22 protein-coding genes and 1 pseudogene are annotated in these 20,132 nt (G+C 65.9%); 16 read left to right on the forward strand and 7 right to left on the reverse strand.

Features of this window, described 5'->3' with window-relative positions; all coding sequences use genetic code 11:
• The first annotated feature begins 1 nt into the window (after position 1).
• Genes ABZ827_RS29805 through ABZ827_RS29830 form a run of 6 tightly spaced genes read left to right on the forward strand, consistent with a single transcriptional unit; the run spans position 2 to position 6,203 of the window.
• Positions 2-1,006 carry an MlaD family protein gene (locus ABZ827_RS29805; protein ID WP_357243885.1) on the forward strand — a complete coding sequence of 335 codons (1,005 nt, stop codon included), beginning with the start codon at positions 2-4 and terminating at the stop codon, positions 1,004-1,006.
• Positions 1,003-2,007 carry an MCE family protein gene (locus ABZ827_RS29810; RefSeq protein ID WP_357243888.1) on the forward strand — a complete coding sequence of 335 codons (1,005 nt, stop codon included), beginning with the start codon at positions 1,003-1,005 and terminating at the stop codon, positions 2,005-2,007. Before ABZ827_RS29805 ends, ABZ827_RS29810 begins: the two co-directional genes overlap by 4 nt.
• Complete coding sequence (locus ABZ827_RS29815) at positions 1,995-3,065, forward strand: MCE family protein (RefSeq protein WP_357243891.1); 1,071 nt, start codon at positions 1,995-1,997, stop codon at positions 3,063-3,065. The genes ABZ827_RS29810 and ABZ827_RS29815 overlap by 13 nt, the downstream gene beginning before the upstream one ends.
• Positions 3,065-4,165, forward strand: a complete 1,101-nt coding sequence (locus tag ABZ827_RS29820; RefSeq protein WP_357243894.1) for an MlaD family protein — start codon at positions 3,065-3,067, stop codon at positions 4,163-4,165. Before ABZ827_RS29815 ends, ABZ827_RS29820 begins: the two co-directional genes overlap by 1 nt.
• On the forward strand, positions 4,162-5,250 hold the full coding sequence (locus ABZ827_RS29825) for an MlaD family protein (RefSeq protein ID WP_357243897.1): 1,089 nt from the start codon (positions 4,162-4,164) through the stop codon (positions 5,248-5,250). Before ABZ827_RS29820 ends, ABZ827_RS29825 begins: the two co-directional genes overlap by 4 nt.
• The gene (locus tag ABZ827_RS29830; protein WP_357243900.1) at positions 5,247-6,203 is read left to right on the forward strand and encodes an MlaD family protein; all 957 of its coding nucleotides are present in this window, start codon (positions 5,247-5,249) and stop codon (positions 6,201-6,203) included. The genes ABZ827_RS29825 and ABZ827_RS29830 overlap by 4 nt, the downstream gene beginning before the upstream one ends.
• 471 nt (positions 6,204-6,674) lie before the next feature.
• On the opposite strand, the gene ABZ827_RS29835 is transcribed toward ABZ827_RS29830, so the two are convergent.
• From ABZ827_RS29835 to ABZ827_RS29855, 5 genes are all read right to left on the reverse strand, one after another.
• Positions 6,675-7,487, reverse strand: a complete 813-nt coding sequence (locus ABZ827_RS29835; RefSeq protein ID WP_357243903.1) for a hypothetical protein — start codon at positions 7,485-7,487, stop codon at positions 6,675-6,677.
• Positions 7,488-7,567: 80 nt separating this feature from the next.
• Entirely contained in the window at positions 7,568-8,281 is a 714-nt protein-coding gene (locus tag ABZ827_RS29840) for a VIT family protein (protein ID WP_357243906.1), read from the reverse strand.
• 79 nt (positions 8,282-8,360) lie between these two features.
• On the reverse strand, positions 8,361-8,762 hold the full coding sequence (locus tag ABZ827_RS29845; RefSeq protein ID WP_357243909.1) for a PIN domain-containing protein: 402 nt from the start codon (positions 8,760-8,762) through the stop codon (positions 8,361-8,363).
• The gene (locus tag ABZ827_RS29850) at positions 8,759-8,995 is read right to left on the reverse strand and encodes a type II toxin-antitoxin system CcdA family antitoxin (RefSeq protein ID WP_357243912.1); all 237 of its coding nucleotides are present in this window, start codon (positions 8,993-8,995) and stop codon (positions 8,759-8,761) included. Before ABZ827_RS29850 ends, ABZ827_RS29845 begins: the two co-directional genes overlap by 4 nt.
• Before the next feature lie 49 nt (positions 8,996-9,044).
• Positions 9,045-9,749, reverse strand: a complete 705-nt coding sequence (locus ABZ827_RS29855) for a metal-dependent hydrolase (protein WP_357243915.1) — start codon at positions 9,747-9,749, stop codon at positions 9,045-9,047.
• A 233-nt stretch (positions 9,750-9,982) separates the two neighbouring features.
• Between ABZ827_RS29855 and ABZ827_RS29860 the strand changes: the two genes are divergently transcribed.
• From ABZ827_RS29860 to ABZ827_RS29890, 7 genes are all read left to right on the forward strand, one after another.
• Entirely contained in the window at positions 9,983-10,663 is a 681-nt protein-coding gene (locus ABZ827_RS29860) for an Rv3235 family protein (protein WP_357243918.1), read from the forward strand.
• A 261-nt stretch (positions 10,664-10,924) separates the two neighbouring features.
• On the forward strand, positions 10,925-11,755 hold the full coding sequence (locus ABZ827_RS29865; RefSeq protein ID WP_357243921.1) for an SAM-dependent methyltransferase: 831 nt from the start codon (positions 10,925-10,927) through the stop codon (positions 11,753-11,755).
• A complete protein-coding gene (locus ABZ827_RS29870) occupies positions 11,752-12,543 on the forward strand; it encodes an SDR family oxidoreductase (RefSeq protein WP_357243924.1) in 792 nt (263 codons plus the stop codon). Before ABZ827_RS29865 ends, ABZ827_RS29870 begins: the two co-directional genes overlap by 4 nt.
• 179 nt (positions 12,544-12,722) lie before the next feature.
• Positions 12,723-13,274 carry an NADAR family protein gene (locus tag ABZ827_RS29875; protein WP_357243927.1) on the forward strand — a complete coding sequence of 184 codons (552 nt, stop codon included), beginning with the start codon at positions 12,723-12,725 and terminating at the stop codon, positions 13,272-13,274.
• 249 nt (positions 13,275-13,523) lie between these two features.
• Complete coding sequence (locus tag ABZ827_RS29880) at positions 13,524-14,120, forward strand: TetR family transcriptional regulator (protein WP_357243930.1); 597 nt, start codon at positions 13,524-13,526, stop codon at positions 14,118-14,120.
• A 104-nt stretch (positions 14,121-14,224) separates the two neighbouring features.
• The gene (locus ABZ827_RS29885) at positions 14,225-15,427 is read left to right on the forward strand and encodes a cytochrome P450 (RefSeq protein WP_357243933.1); all 1,203 of its coding nucleotides are present in this window, start codon (positions 14,225-14,227) and stop codon (positions 15,425-15,427) included.
• A 125-nt stretch (positions 15,428-15,552) separates the two neighbouring features.
• Positions 15,553-16,173, forward strand: coding sequence for a hypothetical protein (locus ABZ827_RS29890; protein ID WP_357243936.1), 621 nt, complete (start codon positions 15,553-15,555; stop codon positions 16,171-16,173).
• Here ABZ827_RS29890 and ABZ827_RS29895 read toward each other — a convergent pair whose 3' ends face one another.
• A complete protein-coding gene (locus ABZ827_RS29895; RefSeq protein WP_357243938.1) occupies positions 16,174-16,554 on the reverse strand; it encodes a helix-turn-helix domain-containing protein in 381 nt (126 codons plus the stop codon).
• Between the two features lie 78 nt (positions 16,555-16,632).
• Between ABZ827_RS29895 and ABZ827_RS29900 the strand changes: the two genes are divergently transcribed.
• Positions 16,633-17,043, forward strand: a complete 411-nt coding sequence (locus ABZ827_RS29900) for a RidA family protein (RefSeq protein WP_357243941.1) — start codon at positions 16,633-16,635, stop codon at positions 17,041-17,043.
• 58 nt (positions 17,044-17,101) lie between these two features.
• Here ABZ827_RS29900 and ABZ827_RS29905 read toward each other — a convergent pair whose 3' ends face one another.
• Entirely contained in the window at positions 17,102-17,299 is a 198-nt protein-coding gene (locus ABZ827_RS29905) for a DUF397 domain-containing protein (RefSeq protein WP_357243944.1), read from the reverse strand.
• A 312-nt stretch (positions 17,300-17,611) separates the two neighbouring features.
• Here ABZ827_RS29905 and ABZ827_RS29910 point away from each other — a divergent pair, with 312 nt between their 5' ends.
• Positions 17,612-19,516: an alkyl sulfatase dimerization domain-containing protein gene (locus ABZ827_RS29910; protein WP_357243946.1), complete on the forward strand. Its 1,905-nt coding sequence runs from the start codon at positions 17,612-17,614 to the stop codon at positions 19,514-19,516.
• A gap of 439 nt (positions 19,517-19,955) precedes the next feature.
• Positions 19,956-20,132 (forward strand): annotated as a pseudogene (locus tag ABZ827_RS29915) (alpha/beta hydrolase); the annotation flags it as partial.

A 20,132-nucleotide genomic window follows, 5' to 3' on the forward strand; every position in this document is an offset into this window, starting at 1 on the left:
GATGCCGAAGTACGGAATGCCCGGGGTCGCCGCCGGTCCGCGCAGCGCGCGGCGGGTCGGCGTGCTCGTGGTCGCGGTGCTGGCGGTGGTCACGCTGGCCGGATACGGCTACCGGACGATGACCTCGGACGACGGGCTGCGGGTCGCGTTGCGGACCGAGCAGATCGGTGACGGTGTCGTGGCCGGGACGCTGGTGCGGGTGGACGGCGTACAGGTCGGTTCGGTCACCGATATCGTCCCGGCCGGGCGCGGCACCCAGCAGATCAGCCTGTCCCTGGACGAGAACCGGTTGCACGGGATCGACGACAGCATGGTGGTGGACTACGCGCCCGCGAACCTCTTCGGGATCAGCGAGATCGAACTGCGGCCCGGGTCCGGCGGTGCGCCGCTGCGTTCCGGTGCCGTGGTGGACCTGACGGGTCGCCGGGCCGCCGATGTGTACGACGCGACCATGGGGGCGCTGCTGCGCAGCCTGTCGCAGACCAGCGGCACCGTGTTCACCGCGGATATGGCTCAGGTGATCTCCCAGGCCGCGGCGGACGTCAAAGCATTCACACCGCTGGCGGAGGCCCTGATCACGGCCGGCCGGGTGATCGCCGACCACCAGTCGATGCCGGCGAACGAACTCGTGGGGCGGCTCGGGCCGGCGTTCGAAGGCGGCGGGCAGTTCGCCGGTGCCACGATCGAAGTTCTCGACCAGATCGTCGATATCGATGTGCTGCGTACCGACCGGGCCGATTTCGATGCCGGGGTGAAGGCGCTGACCGGGGAGATCCTGCCCGCCCTCGCGGACACCATGAACAGCGCCGGACAGCTGTCCGGGTACACCGATATGCTCGCGCCCACCCTGAACCTGATGGCCCTGGCTGTGCCGGACCCGCAGCAATCGGCCGCTGATCTGCGCACGCTGCTCACACGGCTGGGGGTCGCGTTCAAGGACGGTCCGGAGGGGCCGGTGCTCGACCTCGACGTCGAGTTGACCGGAGTCGGGGGAGGTGCCCGGTGACCGCCCGGCGCGCCGCGTGGCGGCTGGCCCTCTTCGCCGGTGTGATGGCGCTGGTCCTCGCCCTGGTCATCGGCGCCATCAAACGGCCCGTGGACGGTGAAACCGAAACCCATCACGCGCTGTTCACCGACGCCAACGGTCTGAAGACCGGTGACGATGTGCGGATGTTCGGGGTGCAGGTCGGCAAGGTCGAGGCCGTCACCCTGGAGGGTGATAAGGCGAACGTCCGCCTCACCGTCACCACCGACACCCCGGTCTACGACAACAGCACGCTGGCGATCCGCTATCAGAACCTCACCGGCCAGCGCTATATCGATCTGCAGCAGCAGCCGAATCCGGGTGTCCGGCTCGCCGGCGACGCGAATATCGGCCCGGAGCAGACGGTTCCGTCCTTCGATGTGACCAGCCTGTTCAACGGTCTGCAACCGGTGCTGGCGACCCTGTCGCCGGAGGCGGTCAACCAGTTCACCGAGAGCATGCTCGCGGTGATCGAGGGCGACGGGTCGGGGATCGGGCCGGCGCTGGACGCCATCGGCACACTCAGCGAGTACGTGGAGGACCGTCAGCACGTCATCGGAACGCTGGTCCGCAATATGTCCGACCTCGCCGAACGGGTGGGCGGCCGGCTGTATCACCTGGTACCGCTGCTGGCCCGGCTCACCGATATCTTCGAGGCGCTGCAACGCAATGTCGGAGGGCTCGCGGATTTCGCGATGAGCGCGCCGTCGGTGCTCGAACCGGTGGACCGCCTGCTGGCCGCGCTGGGGCTGAGCCCGGAGATGGGCCCCGATATCGATGCCATGATCCGGAACCTCTTCCCCGATCCGCAGCAGGCCCTCGATACGTTCGGCCGGATGCCGGGCCTGCTGGCCGCGGTGGATACGGCCTTCCCGCGGACCCCGGCCGGGTTCCGGCCGGAATGCAGTAAGGGCGTGGCCGAGGTTCCGGCACCGGTGCGGGTGCTGATCGGCGGACAGCAGGTGGCGATATGCAACGGATGACCTTCGCCCGGTTCCCCTCGGCGCTCGGGCGCTGGTTCGACCGGGATCAGTTGATCACCGACGAACCCACGAAACTGCGGAAACAACTGCGGCTGGGGATCATCGGCGTCTGCGCGGTGGTGGCGCTGGGGGTCGCGGTCGGCGCGCTGTATGTGGTGCCGCTCGGTAAGAAGACCTATACCGCCGAACTCAGCGAGGCGCAGTCGGTCAAAACCGGCGACGATATCCGCCTGGCCGGGGTACCGGTGGGCGAGGTGAAATCGCTCGACCTGCAGCCCGGCCGGGTTCTGATGAGTTTCACCGTCGACCGTGACGTCTTCGTCGGTGATCAGAGTTCACTGGATATCCGCATGCTCACCCTGGTCGGCGGTCACTATGTCGCACTGTTCCCGGCGGGTGACGCTCCCCTCGAAGACAATCCGATTCCGGCCGACCGGGTCCGCCTGCCCTACAGCCTGATGGATACCTTCCAGGACGCCACGGCGCCGCTGCGCGAAACCGACGGCGATACCCTGCGCCGTAATCTCGCCTCGCTGGACACCTCCATCGACGCGGCACCGGAATCACTGCGCAGTGTGCTGGATACCGTCGGCAGTTACCTCGACGCCATCGAACGCCAGCGCGACCAGGTATCGAACGCTATCGCGACCGCCGACGAATACGTGACCATGTACGACGGCGCGAAAACCGATCTGGGCCGGTTGATGGACAACACCAACCTGATGGAGACGGTGCTGCAGGACAAGCGGGCCGAACTACGCCAGGCCCTGAGCCTGCTCACTTCGGTGGTGCAGCGGGTGAGCGCACTGGCGCCGAGCTGGAACGAGACGCTGAAACCGAAAGTTCAGCAGCTCGCCGACGCGCTGCCCCGGCTACAGGAGTACGGCGACCAGCTGGAGCCGATGATCGCCTCGGCGCACAGCCTGAGCGGGAAACTGCGTGAACTGGTCGGACCGGACGGCGGGGTGCGGGTCGACCAGTCGGGCACCACGGTGACCGCACCGGGCCTCGATCCGGGCGCCCTCGTCTGCGTCCCCCTCCCCGGGAAGGGGTGCTGATGCTGAGAAAGGTGCTGGCCTCGCCGGCCCTGATGTCGATCGCCGGCGCACTGGTACTGGTGCTCGCGGTGACCGCGGCGTACGTGATCGCCTTCGAACCGCTCAAGCAGACCCGCGCCTACTGCGCGATCATGCCCGACAGTATCGGGCTCTACCAGGGCAATCAGGTTTCGATGCGGGGGATAACGGTCGGTTCGGTGACCCGGATCGCCCCGGCGGGCGCGAAGGTGCGGGTCGATTTCGAGATCGACGCCGACCACCCGGTCTCCGCCGATGCCGGTGCCACCACGGTGTCCGATACCGTGGTCGCCGACCGGGAACTGGCGGTCCTGCCGGGCGCGGACTCCGCCGCGGAACAGGATCCGGGGCAGTGCCTCACCAAAACCCTGACCCCGAAGAGTCTCACCCAGACGATCACCGCCCTGGCCGAACTGTCCGATCAGGTCGGCGGTACCGAAAACCAGCCGAACGCGCTGGCGGGCGGCTTGGACGCGGTGGATTCGGCCACGGCCGGAACCGGTACGCAGATCAACGATCTGATCAACCAGCTCGGCCGGGTACTGGAATCCCCGGACGCCGATATCGCCCATCTGGCCGGTATTTTCGACGCCTACGCGTCGGTGTCGAACAAGGTCGCCGAACATTGGGGTGACCTGAAATCGATGCTCACCCGGCTGGGACCGACCCTGAACCAGGCGCATTCCGAACTGCTCACCCCCGGTATCGCCCTGTTCGACGGCCTGCGCGAAATCCTGCCGATGCTCAACGACCTGACCGTGATCCTGTCCGATCCGCTCATGTCCACCCTCGACAATCTGGTGCCACTGGTGAAACTGCTACGCGCGAATGTGGGTTCACTGAGCGATATCGTGCGCACCACACCGGTGCTGACCTCGGCACTGCGCACCGTCACCGACCCGGCGACCGGCGCGCCCGGGCTGACCTACGCACCGCCGCGGGTCGCGATACCGCAGCAGAACGCCGAGCAGGTCTGTGCCGCGGCGAACGCACTGTCGCCCGGGCGCTGCGCCGGCGCGGCCAACGGAATGATGGATCTGGATCTGGTGCGGCTGGTCCTGGGATCGGCGGGTGCGCGATGACATTTCGTATTCGATTCGACACGACACGACGAATCACGTTCGACCGCACCCGGCTGCGGCGCGGACTGGCGGCCTGCGGGCTCGCCGCGGCGCTGGCTGTTTCCGGGTGCGCGTTCGATCCCTCCGATATTCCGGTACCCGGCGCCACGGTCGCCGGTGGGAGCTATCCGCTGCGTATCGAATTCGCCAATGTGCTGAACCTGCCCGCGCGCGCGAAGGTTATCGCCAACGGAGCACAGGTCGGCAATGTGGAGAAGGTCGAGGTCGTTCCCGGTACCGCCGCCGGACCGGGGTACGTCGTGGTGGATATCCAGGTCGAGGATGCGGTCGAACTTCCCGCGACCACGGTCGCCGAACTGCGTCAGAACACCGTGCTCGGCGATATCCACGTCGCGTTGACCACACCGCCCGACGGCTACGACACCCTGCTCCGGCCGGGCGACACCATCACCCGCGACCGCACCAAGCCGCCGGTCCAGCTCGAGGACACCATGGCTTCGATCGCGTTCTTCGTCAACAGCGGCGCGGTCGGGCAGCTACAGGACATCGTCAACCGCTTCAACTCGGTGCTGCCCCAGGACCCGGCGCAGACGCAGCGGATAGCGCAGGTCCTGGCGACCGACGCGGTGGACCTGGCCGCACACCTGGACCAAGTGGATCTCCTGCTCAACGGTGTCGCCGATAACGCGCAGGTCATGCACGGGATCCAGGACGAGCTGGACAATATTCTGCGGCCCGAATCGGTGCAGCAGATGAACGACGCCACCGCGTCCATCGCCGGAGTCACCGAGATCTTCGGCGGACTGGGCCCGGTCGGTCAGTCGTTGAGCTGGCTCGCGCCGCTCGCGCAATCCGGCGGGGCGGCCGCCGCGGCGTTCGTACCGCTGGCGACCGGAGGCCCGCTGGATCTGCGTCAACCCTCGAATCTGAACATGCTGGTCGAGCTGTTACGAGACAAGATCATCCCGTTCGTGCAGAACGGGCCGAAGGTGGATATCGGCGCGGTGCACACCCCGGGACTGTCCACCGACGACCAGGTGAACCGGATCATCGAAACCCTGCGCATGATCGGAGCCGTGCGATGAAACTCGGTCCCTTGGCGTCGCTGGGCGGAATCGCGGCCATCACCGTGCTCGGCGCGGGTTACCTGACTTTCGGTGTGGTACGCGCCGACCCGTTCCGTGATTTCGTGAACGCCTCCCTGGTTCTCGACGATTCCGGCGGTCTCGGCGTGGGGTCACCGGTGCTGCTCACCGGTATCGAGGTGGGCCGGGTGACCGCTGTGGACCGGGTCACCGACGGTGTGGAAGTCGGTTTCCGGGTGGATGATTCGCACCGGCTGCCCGCGGACAGTGTCGTCACGATCGAGCACCTGTCCGCGCTCGGCGAACCTTATGTGCAGTTCGTACCGAAAACGGGTGCGGGGCCCTATATATCGGATGGGCAGCGGCTGGAATCGGAAGATATCCACAGTCCACTGTCGATCCCCGAGGCGGCGCGCATGGTCACCCGCACCATGAACCAGCTCGACCCGGCCACGATGGGCTCACTGGTGCGCACAATGAGCGAGGCGTTGCACGGCACCGACGCGGTGCTCCCGGAACTCACCCGCGCGGCGGACCTGCTCGCGGCCACCATCATGTCCCGCGAACCCCGGATCGCCGAACTACTGGACAACTTCGAAACCGCCGCCGGCGACAGCGAATGGGCGGGTCCGGCGACCTCGTCGGCGGCCACCGAATTCACCCGATTTGCCGAAGTTCTCGACGATTTCGTCGAGTCGGTGGGCAGGTTCACCGGCGCCGAGGGGTCGCCGGAAACCTACCTCCAAGGGGACGGGCTCGTCCCGCTGCTGCAGCGTTTGCGTACTGTGCTCGACGAGATCGGGCCGGAACTGGCCTCGCTGCAGCCGGGGCTGGCCCCGCTCACCGAATCGCTGGGCGCTGCGGGGCCGCAGGTGAATATCAGTAGTCTGATCGATCAGGCGCTGCAGAGTACGGACGAGGATTCGGTGCAGGTTCGGGTGGGGTTGAAGTAGGGGGACTTTCGGCACCGCCTTCTGCCTTCTGCGTTGCGGGGCTGTGTATATCGGGCCGTCTGCGGCATTTCGGGGCGGGGCACTGTTGATCGCGCCGATGCCGTGGTGGTGGTAGCGGCGAGAGGAACCGCGGAGAGGAGCTGGTGGTGCTCACTGGCGTCGAGGGTCTCTGTATGAACTAGCAAGGCTCATGGGACTGGTCTCGGCGTGGACCATTCGTGAAGGGGCGGGCTGTAATTTTGGAGCCGCTCCGCGGCTCGAGGGCGGGGCCCTATTAACCCCTGGTCTTCACTCCGGCGCTCAGTCGCTGCGCTCCTTCGCTCTGTCGCTGCAGACCAGGGGCGGGCCCCGCCCGTAAAGGTTGACCGAGAGTTGGAGCTGCCAGGGGTGGCCCTCGTGAACCCGGGTCTTCGCTTCCGGCTGTTGGTAGCGACGGACACGGGCCGGGACTCGACCACGGATATCGGCAATTCATGCTGGGTCGGGTGAGGCCGGGGGGTCGGTATCGGCGCGGTCGAGGATGGCTTGGGCTTGGTTGTCTACGTCGCCCAGGGCGGAGATCAGGTCCAGTGCGCCCAGTTCGAGCGGGGTCTCGTCGGCCATCTGGCGGAGTTCGGCGAGTACCGAGTCGATATCGTCCGCGGGTTCGGTGCGCTGTCCGTCCGATGCGTCGACCGGTTGCCAGGCGATGGCCTGCTGCCACCACGGATCGCGGGTCGCCCAGGCCCAGATGGTTTTGCGGACCAGGGGGGCGTTATCGGTGTAGAGCTGGAAGAACGCGTCGAGATCGCGGTGTTCGAGTTCGAATATCCCTTCCGGGAGCCGGCGGGCCCGGATATGGCACATGGGCGCGCGGGTGACCTGTAGGGCAGGGTCCTGCGGATCGGGGGGAGTTTCCAGTATCTCGTCGAGAATGCTCTCGGTGAGATACGGCAGGGTGAAGTTTCCCGTGGTCACCTTTATCCGGGTGGCGCCGCGCGGGTTGTAGAGGCGGCGGGTCGCGACATCGAGCACGGCCAGATCACGGTCGGCGGTGAGCGCCAGCAGGGCACGCAGACAATCGAACCGGTCGGGGACGGTGGCTTCCAGCAGGGCGCCGCGGGCGTCCGGCCGATGGTAGACCCGCAAACCGGTCCCGGAACGGTGGATCAAGGTGCACACCACACCCACCGCCTGCACCGGCGGGCTGGGCTCGGATGTGTCCGAAAGGGCTTGATAACGCTCGTATGCCCGTTCGGCCGAATCGAGACCGGCCGCCGGCAGTACGGCGAAAAGAGAACTCACCCGCCAAGTACAGCAAAATATGCGACCCGCCGCTGGTTCACTTCAGATAAAAACTTGCTGGGCAAGGGATCTCACGGCGATCAGATCCCGGCGACGTCCGCGAGCTGACCGATGGAGTAGGTGACCGTCATGGCCAGCGCACCGCCGATCACCACCCGGGCTACTGCCCGCACCCGGCTGCTGCCACCGAGCCATGCGCTGATCGAGCCGGTCAGTGCCAGTGCGAGCAGTACCGCGACCATGGTGACCGGGATCCGGGCCGGAGTCGGTGGCAGCAGGATCGCCAGCAGCGGCAGCAGCGCGCCGAGAGTGAACGAGACCGCCGAGGACAACGCCGCGTGCCATGGATTGGTCAGTTCGTCGGGATTCAAACCGAGCTCGGCCTCGGCGTGCGCGGCGAAAGCGTCGAATGCGGTCAGTTCCTCGGCCACCTGCCGGGCGGTCTCGGCGGACAGGCCCTTGGCGTGATAGATCGCGGTGAGCTGGTCGAGTTCGTCCGCGGGGTCTTCCTCCAGCTCCCGGCACTCCTGTGCGAGCATCGCGCGTTCCGCGTCACGCTGCGTGCTCACCGATACGTACTCACCGACCGCCATGGATATGGCGCCGGCACTGATCCCGGCGACACCGGCGGTGAGGATCGTGTCGGTACTGGACGCGGCCGCCGCCACGCCCACCACGAGCCCCGCGGTCGATACGATCCCGTCGTTCGCGCCCAGCACCCCGGCCCGCAACCAGTTGAGTTTGGCCGCAAGTCCGGTCTGCGGAAGGTAACGGTCCGCCGCTGCGTCGGTCATAGCCGCAGACTATTCCAATATCCGCAGGTGAGGACATGCTTTCTCGGGCGGTCGCATTGTTCGGACTGCGGGGAGCCGATCAGACTGCCACGATACGAACTCTGTCACCGCAGAGCTTCGTCATATCGTCATGGTCGGAGGTAATGATCGCGACGGGGGTGGGCTGACGGAGGGCCAGTTCGGCTACTGTGGCGTCGATCGCGTATTTGTGGCCGTGTAACCCGGCCTGCTTCAGCAAGGCTGCGGCCGCATGCGCACCTGCTTTGGTGACCGGCTCGACTCTGGTACGTGACAGCACCCACTGCAGCTGCGGCATATTCGTTTTCGAGTGGCTGACCTCGACGATGGTGTTCGCGCAGACCACCAATTCGGCGTCCATATCGTTGTACAGGCGTAGCCGCGCAAGCATCGAGCGGTCCCCGCGGACCCAGGCCGAAAGCCCCTCGGAGTCCAGGACCACGGCGGCGAATGGCTGGTTCACGCTACGTTGCTGTCAGCGGTTCCGCCGTAGAGTTCAGCTCGCGCGGAGCGTAGTTCCTCGTCGGTGAAACGGCCGTGTTCCTCCTCGTACCGACGGAGGTCCTCGGCAAGTAGGTCGTGTCTGATCTGTCGGTCTACCGCGGCGGCGACATAGCCGGACAGATTGTCGGTGATATTGCGCAGTTCGTCGACCTGCTCCGAGGGAAGCGTCACGGTGATCCGGGTCGATGTCATGACCCGATCATACCGCGGTATGCGCGTATGTGGGAGGGTTCGGACGGAGCTATCGGGGCACCGCGTAGATGTACAGCAGGGCGATCGTGACCAGGCCCATCGCCGGGGTGAGGACCCAGGTCTCCACCTTGTTTCCGGTACGGGAGATGATCGGGACGGCCAGGCGGGGCTTCAGCGGCCACAGCAGCGGGCAGCCGCGGTCGGTGAGGCAGTCGCCGACGATATGGATGAGCGCACCGAGGCCGATCGCGAACGGGAGCCAGTACGGGGAATCCGGGAGCCAGCGGTCCATCAGGACCGTTCCGCCGCCGGCCAGCAGCACACACAGCCCCCAGGCGCGGAACGAATCGCCCTTCGGGGTCAGATGCAGTGCCCGGAAACCGAAGGCCAGCATGACGAATATGACGCCGAGGGTGAAGTATCTGCCCAGGTAGACTACGCCCGCCCAGGTCGCCCAGCCAGCGAGTAGGACGAACAGCAGCCCGTGCGTCCCCTTGCGGTGCCCGCCGGATACGGCCGCGACCCCCTTTGCCACCACATTGCTCACCGGTCCCAGCGAATCCCCGATCGTGCCGCCCGGGTGATCGATATCCGGGAGCAATGCGGCACCTGCCGTGATCAGTGCGCCGAGGATCAATTCGAGCGCGCTGACGTCGACGGGTCCGTTCACGAATTCCATCACCGGGACGGGAACGACGGTGGCGGCGGTAGCGAAAGCCAGCGCGCCGCTGGTGGCATGGGAATGGCCGAGCAAAACACTCTCCCGGTCTCGAGGTGCGATCAGGCGTAACGATCAAAGTTAGCAATCGATGCCGACAAGCCGGTCCGGCCCACGACGCGCCGAAGTCACCTCGTCGCGAGACACGCCGTGCCGAAGGTGGTTTCGGAAAATCGACCCGGGATGCGTCTGTACCGGAGCCGTCATCGATGCAATGCTGGCGCGACCGGAACGCGGGTGGAGCGATCCGTTCATGGAGGGGGTGTCGAATGCGTGATTTCCAGCCGATGCTGCATCGGGTGCCTGATTTCGAACCGTCGGCAGGACAGTCCGGTGGGGCGGCGCCCCCTCGGTCGAGGGCCGCCGGTCTACCCGCCGAGACTCCGTCGGCGCGGATGCAGCCGCGAAAGGCCGATGACGGTGGTGCGCTCGCGTCGGCGCCGGACGAGTCGGGCGGTGCTGTCCGTGGGGCGGTGACGGTGACCTACGCGCCCCGGAAGGCGGTGGCGGAAACTCCCGCTGGTTGCCGGTCCCGCGTCGGCCGCAGGTCGCTGCGTGCCAATAGCAGTGCCCCGGCCGGTATCCGCCGAGCCCATAGGGCCGCGCACGCGGCCGATACCCGGCCCGAACCGGTCGACGCGCGGGAATTCGCCGGGAAGACATTGCGAATCCTGCTGGAGGTCCTGGATCGCCGCCGCCCCGTGGCGCAACTGAGCACATTGTGTGTCCCCGCGCTGGTTCACACCATCGGCGCCCTGGTGGCAGGCGATCACATCCCCAGCCGGATGCTGGGTACCGCGGTACTGACCAAGTATCGGTTGTTCCCGGTCGACGACCGGGCCTTCGAGTTGATCGCCATGTACCAGCGCGGTCCCCGCAGGCTCGCCCTCGCCGGCCGGGTCGAATACACGATCACCGGCTGGAGGGCGACGGCATTGCGCCTGACCTGATATCGGTCGGCCGATCGTGGGTTCCGGATACCCTCCGGGACGGGGGTGATCTGCAGGGCGCTCGTAAGCCTCACCGGGTGATCCCTGTATCGGGAATCACCACCGGAATTCGGTTATCTGCTGGTCCGGTGTGTGGCGGGTATCTTCCGATCGGAGCGGCGGCCGGGGCCCGTTTATCAGCAGCGTAACGATTGTGTGGGCAGAGATCTGCCCGGCTGCCTAGCATGAGACTGCGGCAGACTGCGTCGATGGGAGTGTGTGATGAACGATGATGTGGGCGTGGTGGATCCGGGAACGCCGAGTATCGCCCGGGTGTACGACTACCTGCTCGGTGGTAAGGACAACTACCCCGTCGATCAGGAGATCGGCGATCACTTCAAGGTCGACCTGCCCGGATCGGTGGCGATTGCCTTCGGCAACCGGCAAGCGCTGGTCCGCGCCGTGCGCGATATCGCCCGCAGCGGGGTCGAGCAGTTCATCGACCTGGGCAGCGGTCTGCCGACCGCCGATAACGTGCATCAGATCGCGGCGCGATATACCGACGGAGCGAAGGTGGTCTATGTCGACAGTGACCCCGTTGTGCTCGCGCACGGCCGGGCACTGCTGGTCGCCGATGAGAACACCACCGTGCTGCGGGCCGATGTACGCGAACCGGAACGGATTCGGCACAGCGACGAGGTGAATCGGCTTATCGATTTCAGCCGGCCGGTGGCGGTGGTCTTCAGTGCGATATTGCACCACCTCAACGACGATGAGGACCCGGGCGGTGTGGTTTCTTATTGGTGCGATCAGATTCCCTCGGGTAGCCAGGTTTTCATCTCCCACTTCCGGTCCGGCGGTAATGCCGAGACCGAGGCCGCGGAGCAGAAACTGCAGTCGACATTCGGCCGGGGGAGGTGGCGTACCGATGACGAAATCCGCGCACTGTTCGGCGATCTGGAAATTCTCGAACCGGGGATAGTGCCCGCGGTGCTGTGGCGGCCGGATATGCCGGACGGATCCGATCCGTCGATCCGCGGCATCGGCGCGGCGGAGCGTGAGCTGACCGTATGGGATCGGCTGATCTCCGCCGGATTGGGCCGTAAGAGATGATGTCGTTCCCCGGGGTGGCCGGGCGGACCTATGTGGTCACGGGTTCTGCTTCCGGGATCGGTGCCGCGACCACCGCTCTGCTGCGCGCGCGCGGCGCGACCGTCATCGGATGCGACCTGGACGAGGCGGATATCCGCGCAGATCTGTCCACGCCCGCGGGCCGGCAGTCACTGGTGGATCAGGTCACGGAGCGAGGGCCGATCGACGCCGTGCTCGCCATCGCCGGCGGCGGCCGGACAGGCCTCCTCGAAACCAACTACTTCGGTGCAGTCGCGACCCTGCGGGGGCTCCGGCCGCTGCTGGCGCAGAGCCCGGCACCGCGTGCTGTCGCGGTCTCGTCGACCTCAGCGCTGGCCCCGGCGGACGAACGCGTGGTACGTGCCTGTCTCGACGACGACGAGGCCGCGGCGCTCGCCTACCTCGAAGCCGACCCCGCAGTCGCCGGGCCGGCCGGCGCCTACGGTATCGCGAAACGCGCGCTGAATCGGTGGGTGCGTACCGTCGCCCCGACGGCGGAGTGGGCCGGGGCCGGTATCGCTCTCAATATCGTCGCCCCGGGTGTCGTGGATACACCGGCAGCTGCCTGGATCTTCGCCGACGAGGACACTCGGAACGAGATCGAATCCGCTGCGCCGCAACCGTTCGGAGGATTCCCGGGACGGCCGGAATGGATCAGCGAACTGATCTGCTGGTTGTCCGGTACCGAAAACCGTTTCGTCACCGGACAGATCATTTTCGCCGACGGCGGCGCCGAGGCAGCGGCAGTCGGTGACGCCCACTGGCGGTGAATCCGGATCCGGCGCCATCTGATTCGCGGTGATCTTCGAGGTGATCGCCGATCTACTGATCGGATTCGCGGGCCTGCGTGCTCGTCGTCGCACCCAGTAACCCCGGCAGCGCACCGATTCGCGATTCACCGGCCGAAATCCGGGTGCTTTTCCGAACGGCGTGGAGCAGACTCGGGCGAATGAAGGCTCGGAGTGTCGGCGAACTGATCGCCGCCCTGGACGGTGACCGGCGGGTGAAATATCTGCCGTTCTGGGGGCACCACCCGCGTCCGGACGGGGCGATCGGTGCGAGTTGCCTGAGTCAATGGTGGCCGGTGGAGTTCACGGTCGGCGGTGTAGATTTCCGGACGGCCGAGCACTACATGATGTGGCGTAAGGCGATGCTGTTCGACGACCGGGCCAGCGCGGAAAAGATTCTGGCCGCGGCGCATCCGGGTGAGGCGAAAGCATTGGGGCGAAGTATCCGGGGGTTCGTAGAGGATCTGTGGACCGAGCACCGGTACGGCATCGTCGTGGACGGTAGCCTGGCGAAATTCGGTCAGCACAAGGAGTTGCGGCGATTCCTGCTGAAAACCGGGGAGAGAGTCCTGGTGGAAGCCAGTCCGGTGGACCGGATCTGGGGCGTCGGGTTGACGGCCGACGACCCGCGAATCGAGGACCCGACCGCTTGGAAGGGGACCAACCTTCTCGGGTTCGCGCTGATGGAGGCACGCGAGGTGTTGCGGACCTGAACTCCCTCGGTGGCTATCAGGAGTAACGCTCGGCGGCAGTCGGTATCCGATGACTTTCCGGCCGCCCGGAACGAAGTGCCGCGGTGCCCGCCTGATCCGGGTCTGTCCGACGGGTTTTACGAACCATTTCGGTGGGCTCGGGAATCCACCGGGCGGGTTCTGTACTGCGTCCAGGTGGCCGGTCGCCCGCATTGTCCTGATCCTGTGCCTTACGCTGCTTTTCCGGACATCGGATGAATCGGAGGGCGAATGGTCAGCGGAAACGAGCCGAGCGGCCGTAAGCGGGATTCCGCGGCCACGCGGGCCGCGATTCTGGCGGCCGCGCAGGAATTGTTCGCCGAACGTGGATACGAGCGGGCGACCGTGCGGGATATCGCGACGCGTGCGGGGGTCAATCAGGCATTGCTGTTCAGATATTTCGGAAATAAAGACGAGCTCTTCCGGGCGACCATGACCGACCGCGGCCGGTCGGTGCTCGATGCGGGGCCGGTGGACGCGTTGTTGTCCAGGTTGCTGGAACGGGCGCTCGAGCCGAATGAGGCGCTTTCGCCCGGGAGTTGGTTGCAGGCAGCGTTACGTTCCAGTGGGCACGAAGAGGGGGCGTCGGTGATCCGCCGGGAACTGGGGGAGGAGTACATCCGGGCGCTGTCGACTCTCACCGAGGCGGACGACGGGGATGTGCGGGCCGATCTTGTGCTGGCCTGGTTGCTCGGGATCGGGCTGGTCCGTTCGGTACTGCACCGGGAGCCGTTGAACAGTGCGGATCCGGGTGAAGTTGCTGGTCATGTGCTACGTGCGGCAGGAGTTCTGCTGGAACGCAACGATGCGAGATTCCCTCCGGCATAACGCTGTTTCATCGTTGACGACCCAGTACGCAACCCCTTACCCTGCCTAAGTAAGCAATCGCTTACAACGGCTTCGAGCCGTCGGGTGCCGGGAAGGGAGACCGAATGTCCGTGAACACCGAGGTGCGTCAGTACCCCTTCGGCGAACCGGTTCGCCTCGATATGGATCCGCTCTACGCGAAGCTGCGCCGCGAAGAGCCGGTATCCCGGGTCGAACTGCCCTACGGCGGACAGGGCTGGCTGGTCACCCGCTATGACGACGTGAAACTGGTCCTCGGCGATCCGCGCTTCAGCCGCGCCGTCACCGTCGACCGGGAAGATGTTCCCCGCGCCACCCCGGCGCCGACCCGCCCCGATTCGCTGCTGAGCATGGACCCGCCCGAACACAGCAGGCTGCGCAAACTGGTCGCGAAGGCGTTCACCAGCCGCCGGGTCCAGGAACTTCGCCCGCGCACGCGCCAGATCGTCGACGAGAAACTCACCGCACTCGAACGCGCCGGCGCACCCGCCGACCTGGTCCAGGGATTCGCGCTACCCCTGCCCGTCACCGTCATCTGCGAAATGCTCGGCGTACCGCCGCAGGATCAGCACCGCTTCCGCGATTTCTCCGATGCGATCCTGTCGACCACCGCTTACACCCGCGAACAGATCGAAGACGCCCGCAATTCACTGGAGGGCTATCTCGCCGAGCAGGTCGCCGAGCGCCGGCGCAACCCCACCGACGATCTGCTCGGCGCCCTGGTCGCCGCGCGAGACGACGAAGACCGCCTCAGTGAGCGCGAACTGGTCAATCTGGGTGTCGGAATCCTGATCGCGGGCCACGAGACCACGGCCAACCAGATCGCCAACTTCACCTATGTGCTGCTCACCCAGCCCGAATACTGGAAGCAGCTGCGCGCCGAACCCGAGCTGATCCCGGGTGCGGTCGAGGAACTGCTCCGGCATACCCAGCTCGGTGCCGGCGGTGGGCAGCCGCGGGTGGCAACCGAAGACGTGGTGCTCAGCGGGGTCACGGTCCGGGCGGGGGACGCGGTGTTCGTGCACACCCAGTCCGCCAACCGCGACGAGGCCGTTTTCGACGATCCCGAGACGCTCGATCTCACCCGGCAGCGCAATCCGCACGTGGCCTTCGGGTACGGGGCACACCACTGCCTCGGTGCGCAGCTGGCACGGGTCGAACTCCAGGTCGCGCTCGAGGCGTTGCTGGAACGTTTCCCGGAACTGCGTCTCGCGGTGCCGGTCGACGAGGTGCCGTGGAAGTCCGGGCTGCTGGTGCGGGGTCCGAAGGAACTGCTCGTGGCCTGGTGAGTCACGGTTCGGGGTCGGTGCGGCGTCGCCGGTTTCCGCTCTTGCCTCCGTGGCGGCGGGGGAGAAGGGTGAAAGACACCGGTGGCGCCACCGGGGCGCTGCCCTGAAGAGAGAGGGGGTGGATCGTGTTCGCGCGATCTACCACTATTCAGGCGCAACCCTCCGCTATCGACACCGGAATTGCGCATATGCGTGATGTAGTCCTGCCCGCGCTCCGGGAGATCCCCGGATGCGTCGGGCTGTCCCTCATGGTCGACCGGGCAACCGGGCATTGCATCGCGACCAGTTCATGGGAGTCCGTCGAAGCGATGCACGACAGCAGCGAACGGATCGGCCCGATCCGGGAACGTGCCATCGCCGAGTTCGGCGAAAGCGCCCAGGTCGAGGAATGGGAGATAGCAGGCCTGCACCGGGTGCACCACTCTGAGGAGGGTGCGTGTGTGCGGGCGACCTGGGTCAAGACCGATCCGAGTCGTCTCGATTCCGCCGTTCATATCTACAAGGCCGCCACCCTGCCCGCGATGGAATTGCTCGACGGTTTCTGCAGTGCGAGTCTGCTGATCAACCGGAAGTCCGGTCGCGCCGTATCGTGCACCACCTACAACAGCGCCGAGGCGATGCGAGCGAGCCGCGAGCAGTCGGCTTCGCTGCGGGTCGATGCCGCGCGGGAGACCGGCGTCGAAGCTGTCGATGTACGCGAGTTCGAACTGGCGCTCGCGCATCTGCGGGTCCCGGAAATGGCCTGATCAGGCCAGCTGGTCGTCGTAGCGGGCGCGGGCGCGCTCGATATCGGGCAGGGTGCCGGTCGCCCAGCTCAGGAGGGCGTCGATGAGGTCCTGCAACGATTTGCCCAGCGGCGTGAGGCAGTACTCGACGGCGACGGGGCGGGTACTGGTGACGATGCGCTCGATCATCCCGTTGCGTTCGAGCCGCCGGAGTGCGGCCGTGAGCGACTTCTGTGTCACGACCGGTATGGCCCGGCGCAGTTCGTTGAAGCGCAGCTGCCCGTGCTCGCACAACGCGTCGAGTATCTGCAGCGACCATTTGTCGAGCACCTGATCGAGCAGGTCGCGGTGCTGCTGGGTGAGCTGCGGGCTGCCCGGCTGTGGTGAAGCGGTTTCCGTCATGAAACCTAGTCTCGTTGAAGTTCCCTCGGTGCACCAGGTAGACATCAGATACCTGCTCTTACCAGTGAAAGGGACACCATGGCAGTGCAGTTGCTGACTCCGGAGGGCATGTTCGCTCCCGTTCCGTACCACCACGTTTCGATCAGCACAGGCGCTCGCCACGTGCACGTCGCCGGCCAGATCGCCCGCGACGCCGAAGGCAATCCCGTCGCGCCCGGCGACTTGGCCGGCCAGCTGGCACACGCGTTGCGCAGCACGGCCCGCGGTCTGGCGGGGGCGGGCGCGACCTTCGCCGACGTCGTACGCCTGCGCTTCTTTGTCACGAACTGGAGCCCGGACAAGTACGACGATTTCGTCGCCGGTATCGAACGCGTGGTGGACGAGCTCGGGATACCGCAGCCGTTACCGCCACTGTCGGCGATCGGCGTCGACTACCTGTTCGAACCCGATGTGCTGGTCGAGGTCGAGGCATACGCCGTGCTCGACTGAGGTGCGGCATATGCTTCACCGTCGTGGGCGATCTCTGTCGGCACGGTGATGTCCGGTGTCACGGGGACCCGACGGTGGCGGAGCCGCCGTTCCGGAAGCCGGCCGTGAATGCTGCCCGTTCGGTATGAGTGAAGGTCAGTGCAGGGCCGGCCGGGTTCTTGGAATCCCGGACTCCGATATCGCCGCCCGGTAGCCATGCGACTTCGACGCATGCTTCCTTGCCGCTGCTTGTGTACGAGGTCGGCACCGGCGCCACGTGACGAAACTCGGCGGCTGGCGACTTGCCAGGGAACGGTCCGCCGGTCGAATGTTCAGAAATGGGCCTCTCGGCGACTCTGGCGTTCGAACTTCACAACACGTTTTATGAACGCATGGCGAGGTCACGCGACCTGGTGGTTCCCGATCGGGAAAGCGGATCAGCCGACTGTTCAGGAAACAATCGTTTTACGAACATCGCTTTCGGGTGGATCAGGTGCGGGGTGGATTCATCCGATGTGGGTGATGACGGTTTGTCGCGGGCGGGACAGGGTCGAGGTGATCGGCATCCTCGACCCGATTAGGAGTGCTCATGTGTCAGAAGCCGAAGCCGCCCAGTGCGGTCACCGCAGAGGTCAATCGGTCGGCGGCGGATTTCTACGATATGGGCAACCGAGCCGATTTCGCTGATGTGCAGCGGGGCTTGATCGCGCCTCTGCCGGGTCCGGTGTACTCGGATACCGACAGTTCGAAGGTGGTGTTCGATCCTGAGGAGTTCGCCTATCTCGCCGGTGACCCGCCGGTGCCGGACTCGGTGCACCCGAGTTTGTGGAGGCAGTCGCAGTTGATCAGCGTCGGTGGCCTGTTCAAGGTGACCGACGGGGTGTATCAGGCCCGCAACAACGATATCGCCAACCTCACCGTGATCGAGGGTGAGGACGGGATCGTGGTTGTCGACTGCATGGCCGGGGTCGAGTCCGCGCGCCAGAGTATGGAGTTGATCCGCGCGCACGTCACCGACAAGCCCGTGGTGGCGGTGATCTACACCCATACCCATATCGATCACTACGGCGGAGTGAAGGGCGTGGTGTCGGCTGAGGACGTGGCCTCAGGGAAGGTACCGATCATCGCCCCGGGTCACCAGTTCGACAAGTACGCGATCGGGGAGAACGTGGTCGCAGGCAATGCGATGGCACGCCGCAGCTTCTATGCTTTCGGTTCCATGCTGCCGGCGGGCCCGCAGGGCCTGGTCACCTGCGGGATCGGGATCAAGGCCAGCAAGGGCCCGACGGTGTCCTACATATCGCCGACCGACCTGATCACCGAAACCGGTACGCGCCGCGAACTCGCGGGCATCGAGTTCGAGTTCCTGTATGCCCCCGATACGGAGGCACCCGAGGAGATGCATATCTGGATTCCGCAGCTGAAGGCGTTGACGTGCGCGGAGAACGCCAACCACTCGCTGCACAATATCCAGACCCTGCGCGGTGCCCGCACTCGCGATGCCCGCAATTTCGCCCGCTACCTCGACGAGACGCTGCAGCGCTGGGGCGCGGAAGCCGAAGTGCACTATGGGCCGCATACATGGCCGGTATGGGGTAACGCGCATATCGCCGAGTTCCTGGAATCCCAGCGCGACACCTACAAATACATCCACGACCAAGCGCTCCGGCTGGCGAACAAGGGTTACACACCGTTGGAGGCGGCCGAGGTGATCGAGCTGCCCGACGAGCTGGGACGCAACTGGGTCAACCGCGGCTATCACGGGACCGTGCACCACGATGTGCGCGCGGTGTTCACCAAGGAGCTGGGCATGTGGGACGGCGACCCGGTCTCCCTGCACCCGCACCCACCGGTCGAGTCCGCCCAACGGTTCGTCGCCTTCGCCGGGGTCGACAACATCCTCGCCGAAGCCCGCCGGGCGATCGAGGCCGCCGATTATCGGTGGGCGGCCGAGATCCTGCACAAGGTGGTCTTCGCCCAGCCGGACAACCAGCAGGCCAAGGAACTACAGGCCGATGCCTACGAGCAGATGGGGTACCAGGCCGAGGGCCCGCAGTGGCGTGGCGTCTTCTTGACCGCGGCGCTGGAACTGCGGGAGGGGACCCAGCCGCCGCCGTATGTCTCGGCGAGCAAGGACACCATCTTGGCGATGCCGATCGATATCCTGTTCGACTTCGTCGCCGTGCACATCATCGGCGAGAAGGCCGCACAAGTCGACCTGCGAATCGATTTCGATTTCGCCGACCTCGGCGAACAGTGGACCACCTGGGTCCGCCGCGGTGTGTTCAACGCCCGCCGCGGCAGATCCGACGCGCCCCAGCTGACGGTGTCCGGACCGAAACCGCTGCTGGTGTCGGTACTGCTGGAACCACAGACATCGGGCAAGCTGGCTGCCGCCGGCAAGATCGGCCTCGACGGCGACCACAAGATCCTCGACACCTTCGCGGCATTGCTCGACGAATTCGACCCCGCCTTCCCGATCGTCACCCCCTGAACCCACCACCGCCGGCGTGCTTCCCGGCGGCGTCCTGCTGACCGCAATCGAGTGCTGTTTGTAGACTCAGGTCCGCCCGAGCAATGTCCACAAAAAGGCTGTACATGGACAACGAATGCTCAATAATCATCGCTGACCAGCGATGATTACCTCATCATCTGTCCAGGAATGCATCAATTGATGAACAGTGTTCGGACGCGTGGAGCCGACCGTGTCGAGGTCGCCGACACTCTGGCCGTGACGGCCCCCGGCCGGACCGCCCTTCAGCAGCTGCCACCGCATCATCGACACCGCCGACGTCACTTGGATTGCCGCCAACGCGGACCGTGACCCTGCAGCCGCCTTCTTGACTGACGTCAAAGAAGCCTTTACCGTAACCGCGACCTGCTTCTTGGACGACGTCCAAGAAGAGTGGTGGTGGAGCGGGAGGACGCGAGTCATGGAAATCAGTGGGCCTGACGATCGGCGCGAGGCGGCAGCGGTGCGGCGGCGTGAGGTCTCGTTCCCCTCTGGGCAGGATGAGTGTGCGGCGTGGCTGTACACCGCACGCGAGCTGAACGGCCCGCGTCCGATGGTGATCATGGGGCACGGGCTCGGGGCCGTGCGGGAGATGCGC

This window comes from Nocardia sp. NPDC019395 (assembly GCF_040632335.1).
GTDB lineage: Bacteria > Actinomycetota > Actinomycetes > Mycobacteriales > Mycobacteriaceae > Nocardia.

Excerpts from the sequence above, each read along its gene's own strand:
- ABZ827_RS29870 (WP_357243924.1), top strand. The coding sequence starts at position 11,752 with ATGATGTCGTTCCCCGGGGTGGCCGGGCGGACCTATGTGGTCACGGGT.
- ABZ827_RS29875 (WP_357243927.1), top strand. The coding sequence starts at position 12,723 with ATGAAGGCTCGGAGTGTCGGCGAACTGATCGCCGCCCTGGACGGTGAC.
- ABZ827_RS29830 (WP_357243900.1), top strand. The coding sequence starts at position 5,247 with ATGAAACTCGGTCCCTTGGCGTCGCTGGGCGGAATCGCGGCCATCACC.
- ABZ827_RS29885 (WP_357243933.1), top strand. The coding sequence starts at position 14,225 with ATGTCCGTGAACACCGAGGTGCGTCAGTACCCCTTCGGCGAACCGGTT.
- ABZ827_RS29910 (WP_357243946.1), top strand. The coding sequence starts at position 17,612 with ATGTGTCAGAAGCCGAAGCCGCCCAGTGCGGTCACCGCAGAGGTCAAT.
- ABZ827_RS29815 (WP_357243891.1), top strand. The coding sequence starts at position 1,995 with ATGCAACGGATGACCTTCGCCCGGTTCCCCTCGGCGCTCGGGCGCTGG.
- ABZ827_RS29880 (WP_357243930.1), top strand. The coding sequence starts at position 13,524 with ATGGTCAGCGGAAACGAGCCGAGCGGCCGTAAGCGGGATTCCGCGGCC.
- ABZ827_RS29805 (WP_357243885.1), top strand. The coding sequence starts at position 2 with ATGCCGAAGTACGGAATGCCCGGGGTCGCCGCCGGTCCGCGCAGCGCG.
- ABZ827_RS29850 (WP_357243912.1), bottom strand. The coding sequence starts at position 8,995 with ATGACATCGACCCGGATCACCGTGACGCTTCCCTCGGAGCAGGTCGAC.
- ABZ827_RS29900 (WP_357243941.1), top strand. The coding sequence starts at position 16,633 with ATGGCAGTGCAGTTGCTGACTCCGGAGGGCATGTTCGCTCCCGTTCCG.
- ABZ827_RS29840 (WP_357243906.1), bottom strand. The coding sequence starts at position 8,281 with ATGACCGACGCAGCGGCGGACCGTTACCTTCCGCAGACCGGACTTGCG.
- ABZ827_RS29895 (WP_357243938.1), bottom strand. The coding sequence starts at position 16,554 with ATGACGGAAACCGCTTCACCACAGCCGGGCAGCCCGCAGCTCACCCAG.
- ABZ827_RS29820 (WP_357243894.1), top strand. The coding sequence starts at position 3,065 with ATGCTGAGAAAGGTGCTGGCCTCGCCGGCCCTGATGTCGATCGCCGGC.
- ABZ827_RS29860 (WP_357243918.1), top strand. The coding sequence starts at position 9,983 with ATGCGTGATTTCCAGCCGATGCTGCATCGGGTGCCTGATTTCGAACCG.
- ABZ827_RS29865 (WP_357243921.1), top strand. The coding sequence starts at position 10,925 with ATGAACGATGATGTGGGCGTGGTGGATCCGGGAACGCCGAGTATCGCC.
- ABZ827_RS29825 (WP_357243897.1), top strand. The coding sequence starts at position 4,162 with ATGACATTTCGTATTCGATTCGACACGACACGACGAATCACGTTCGAC.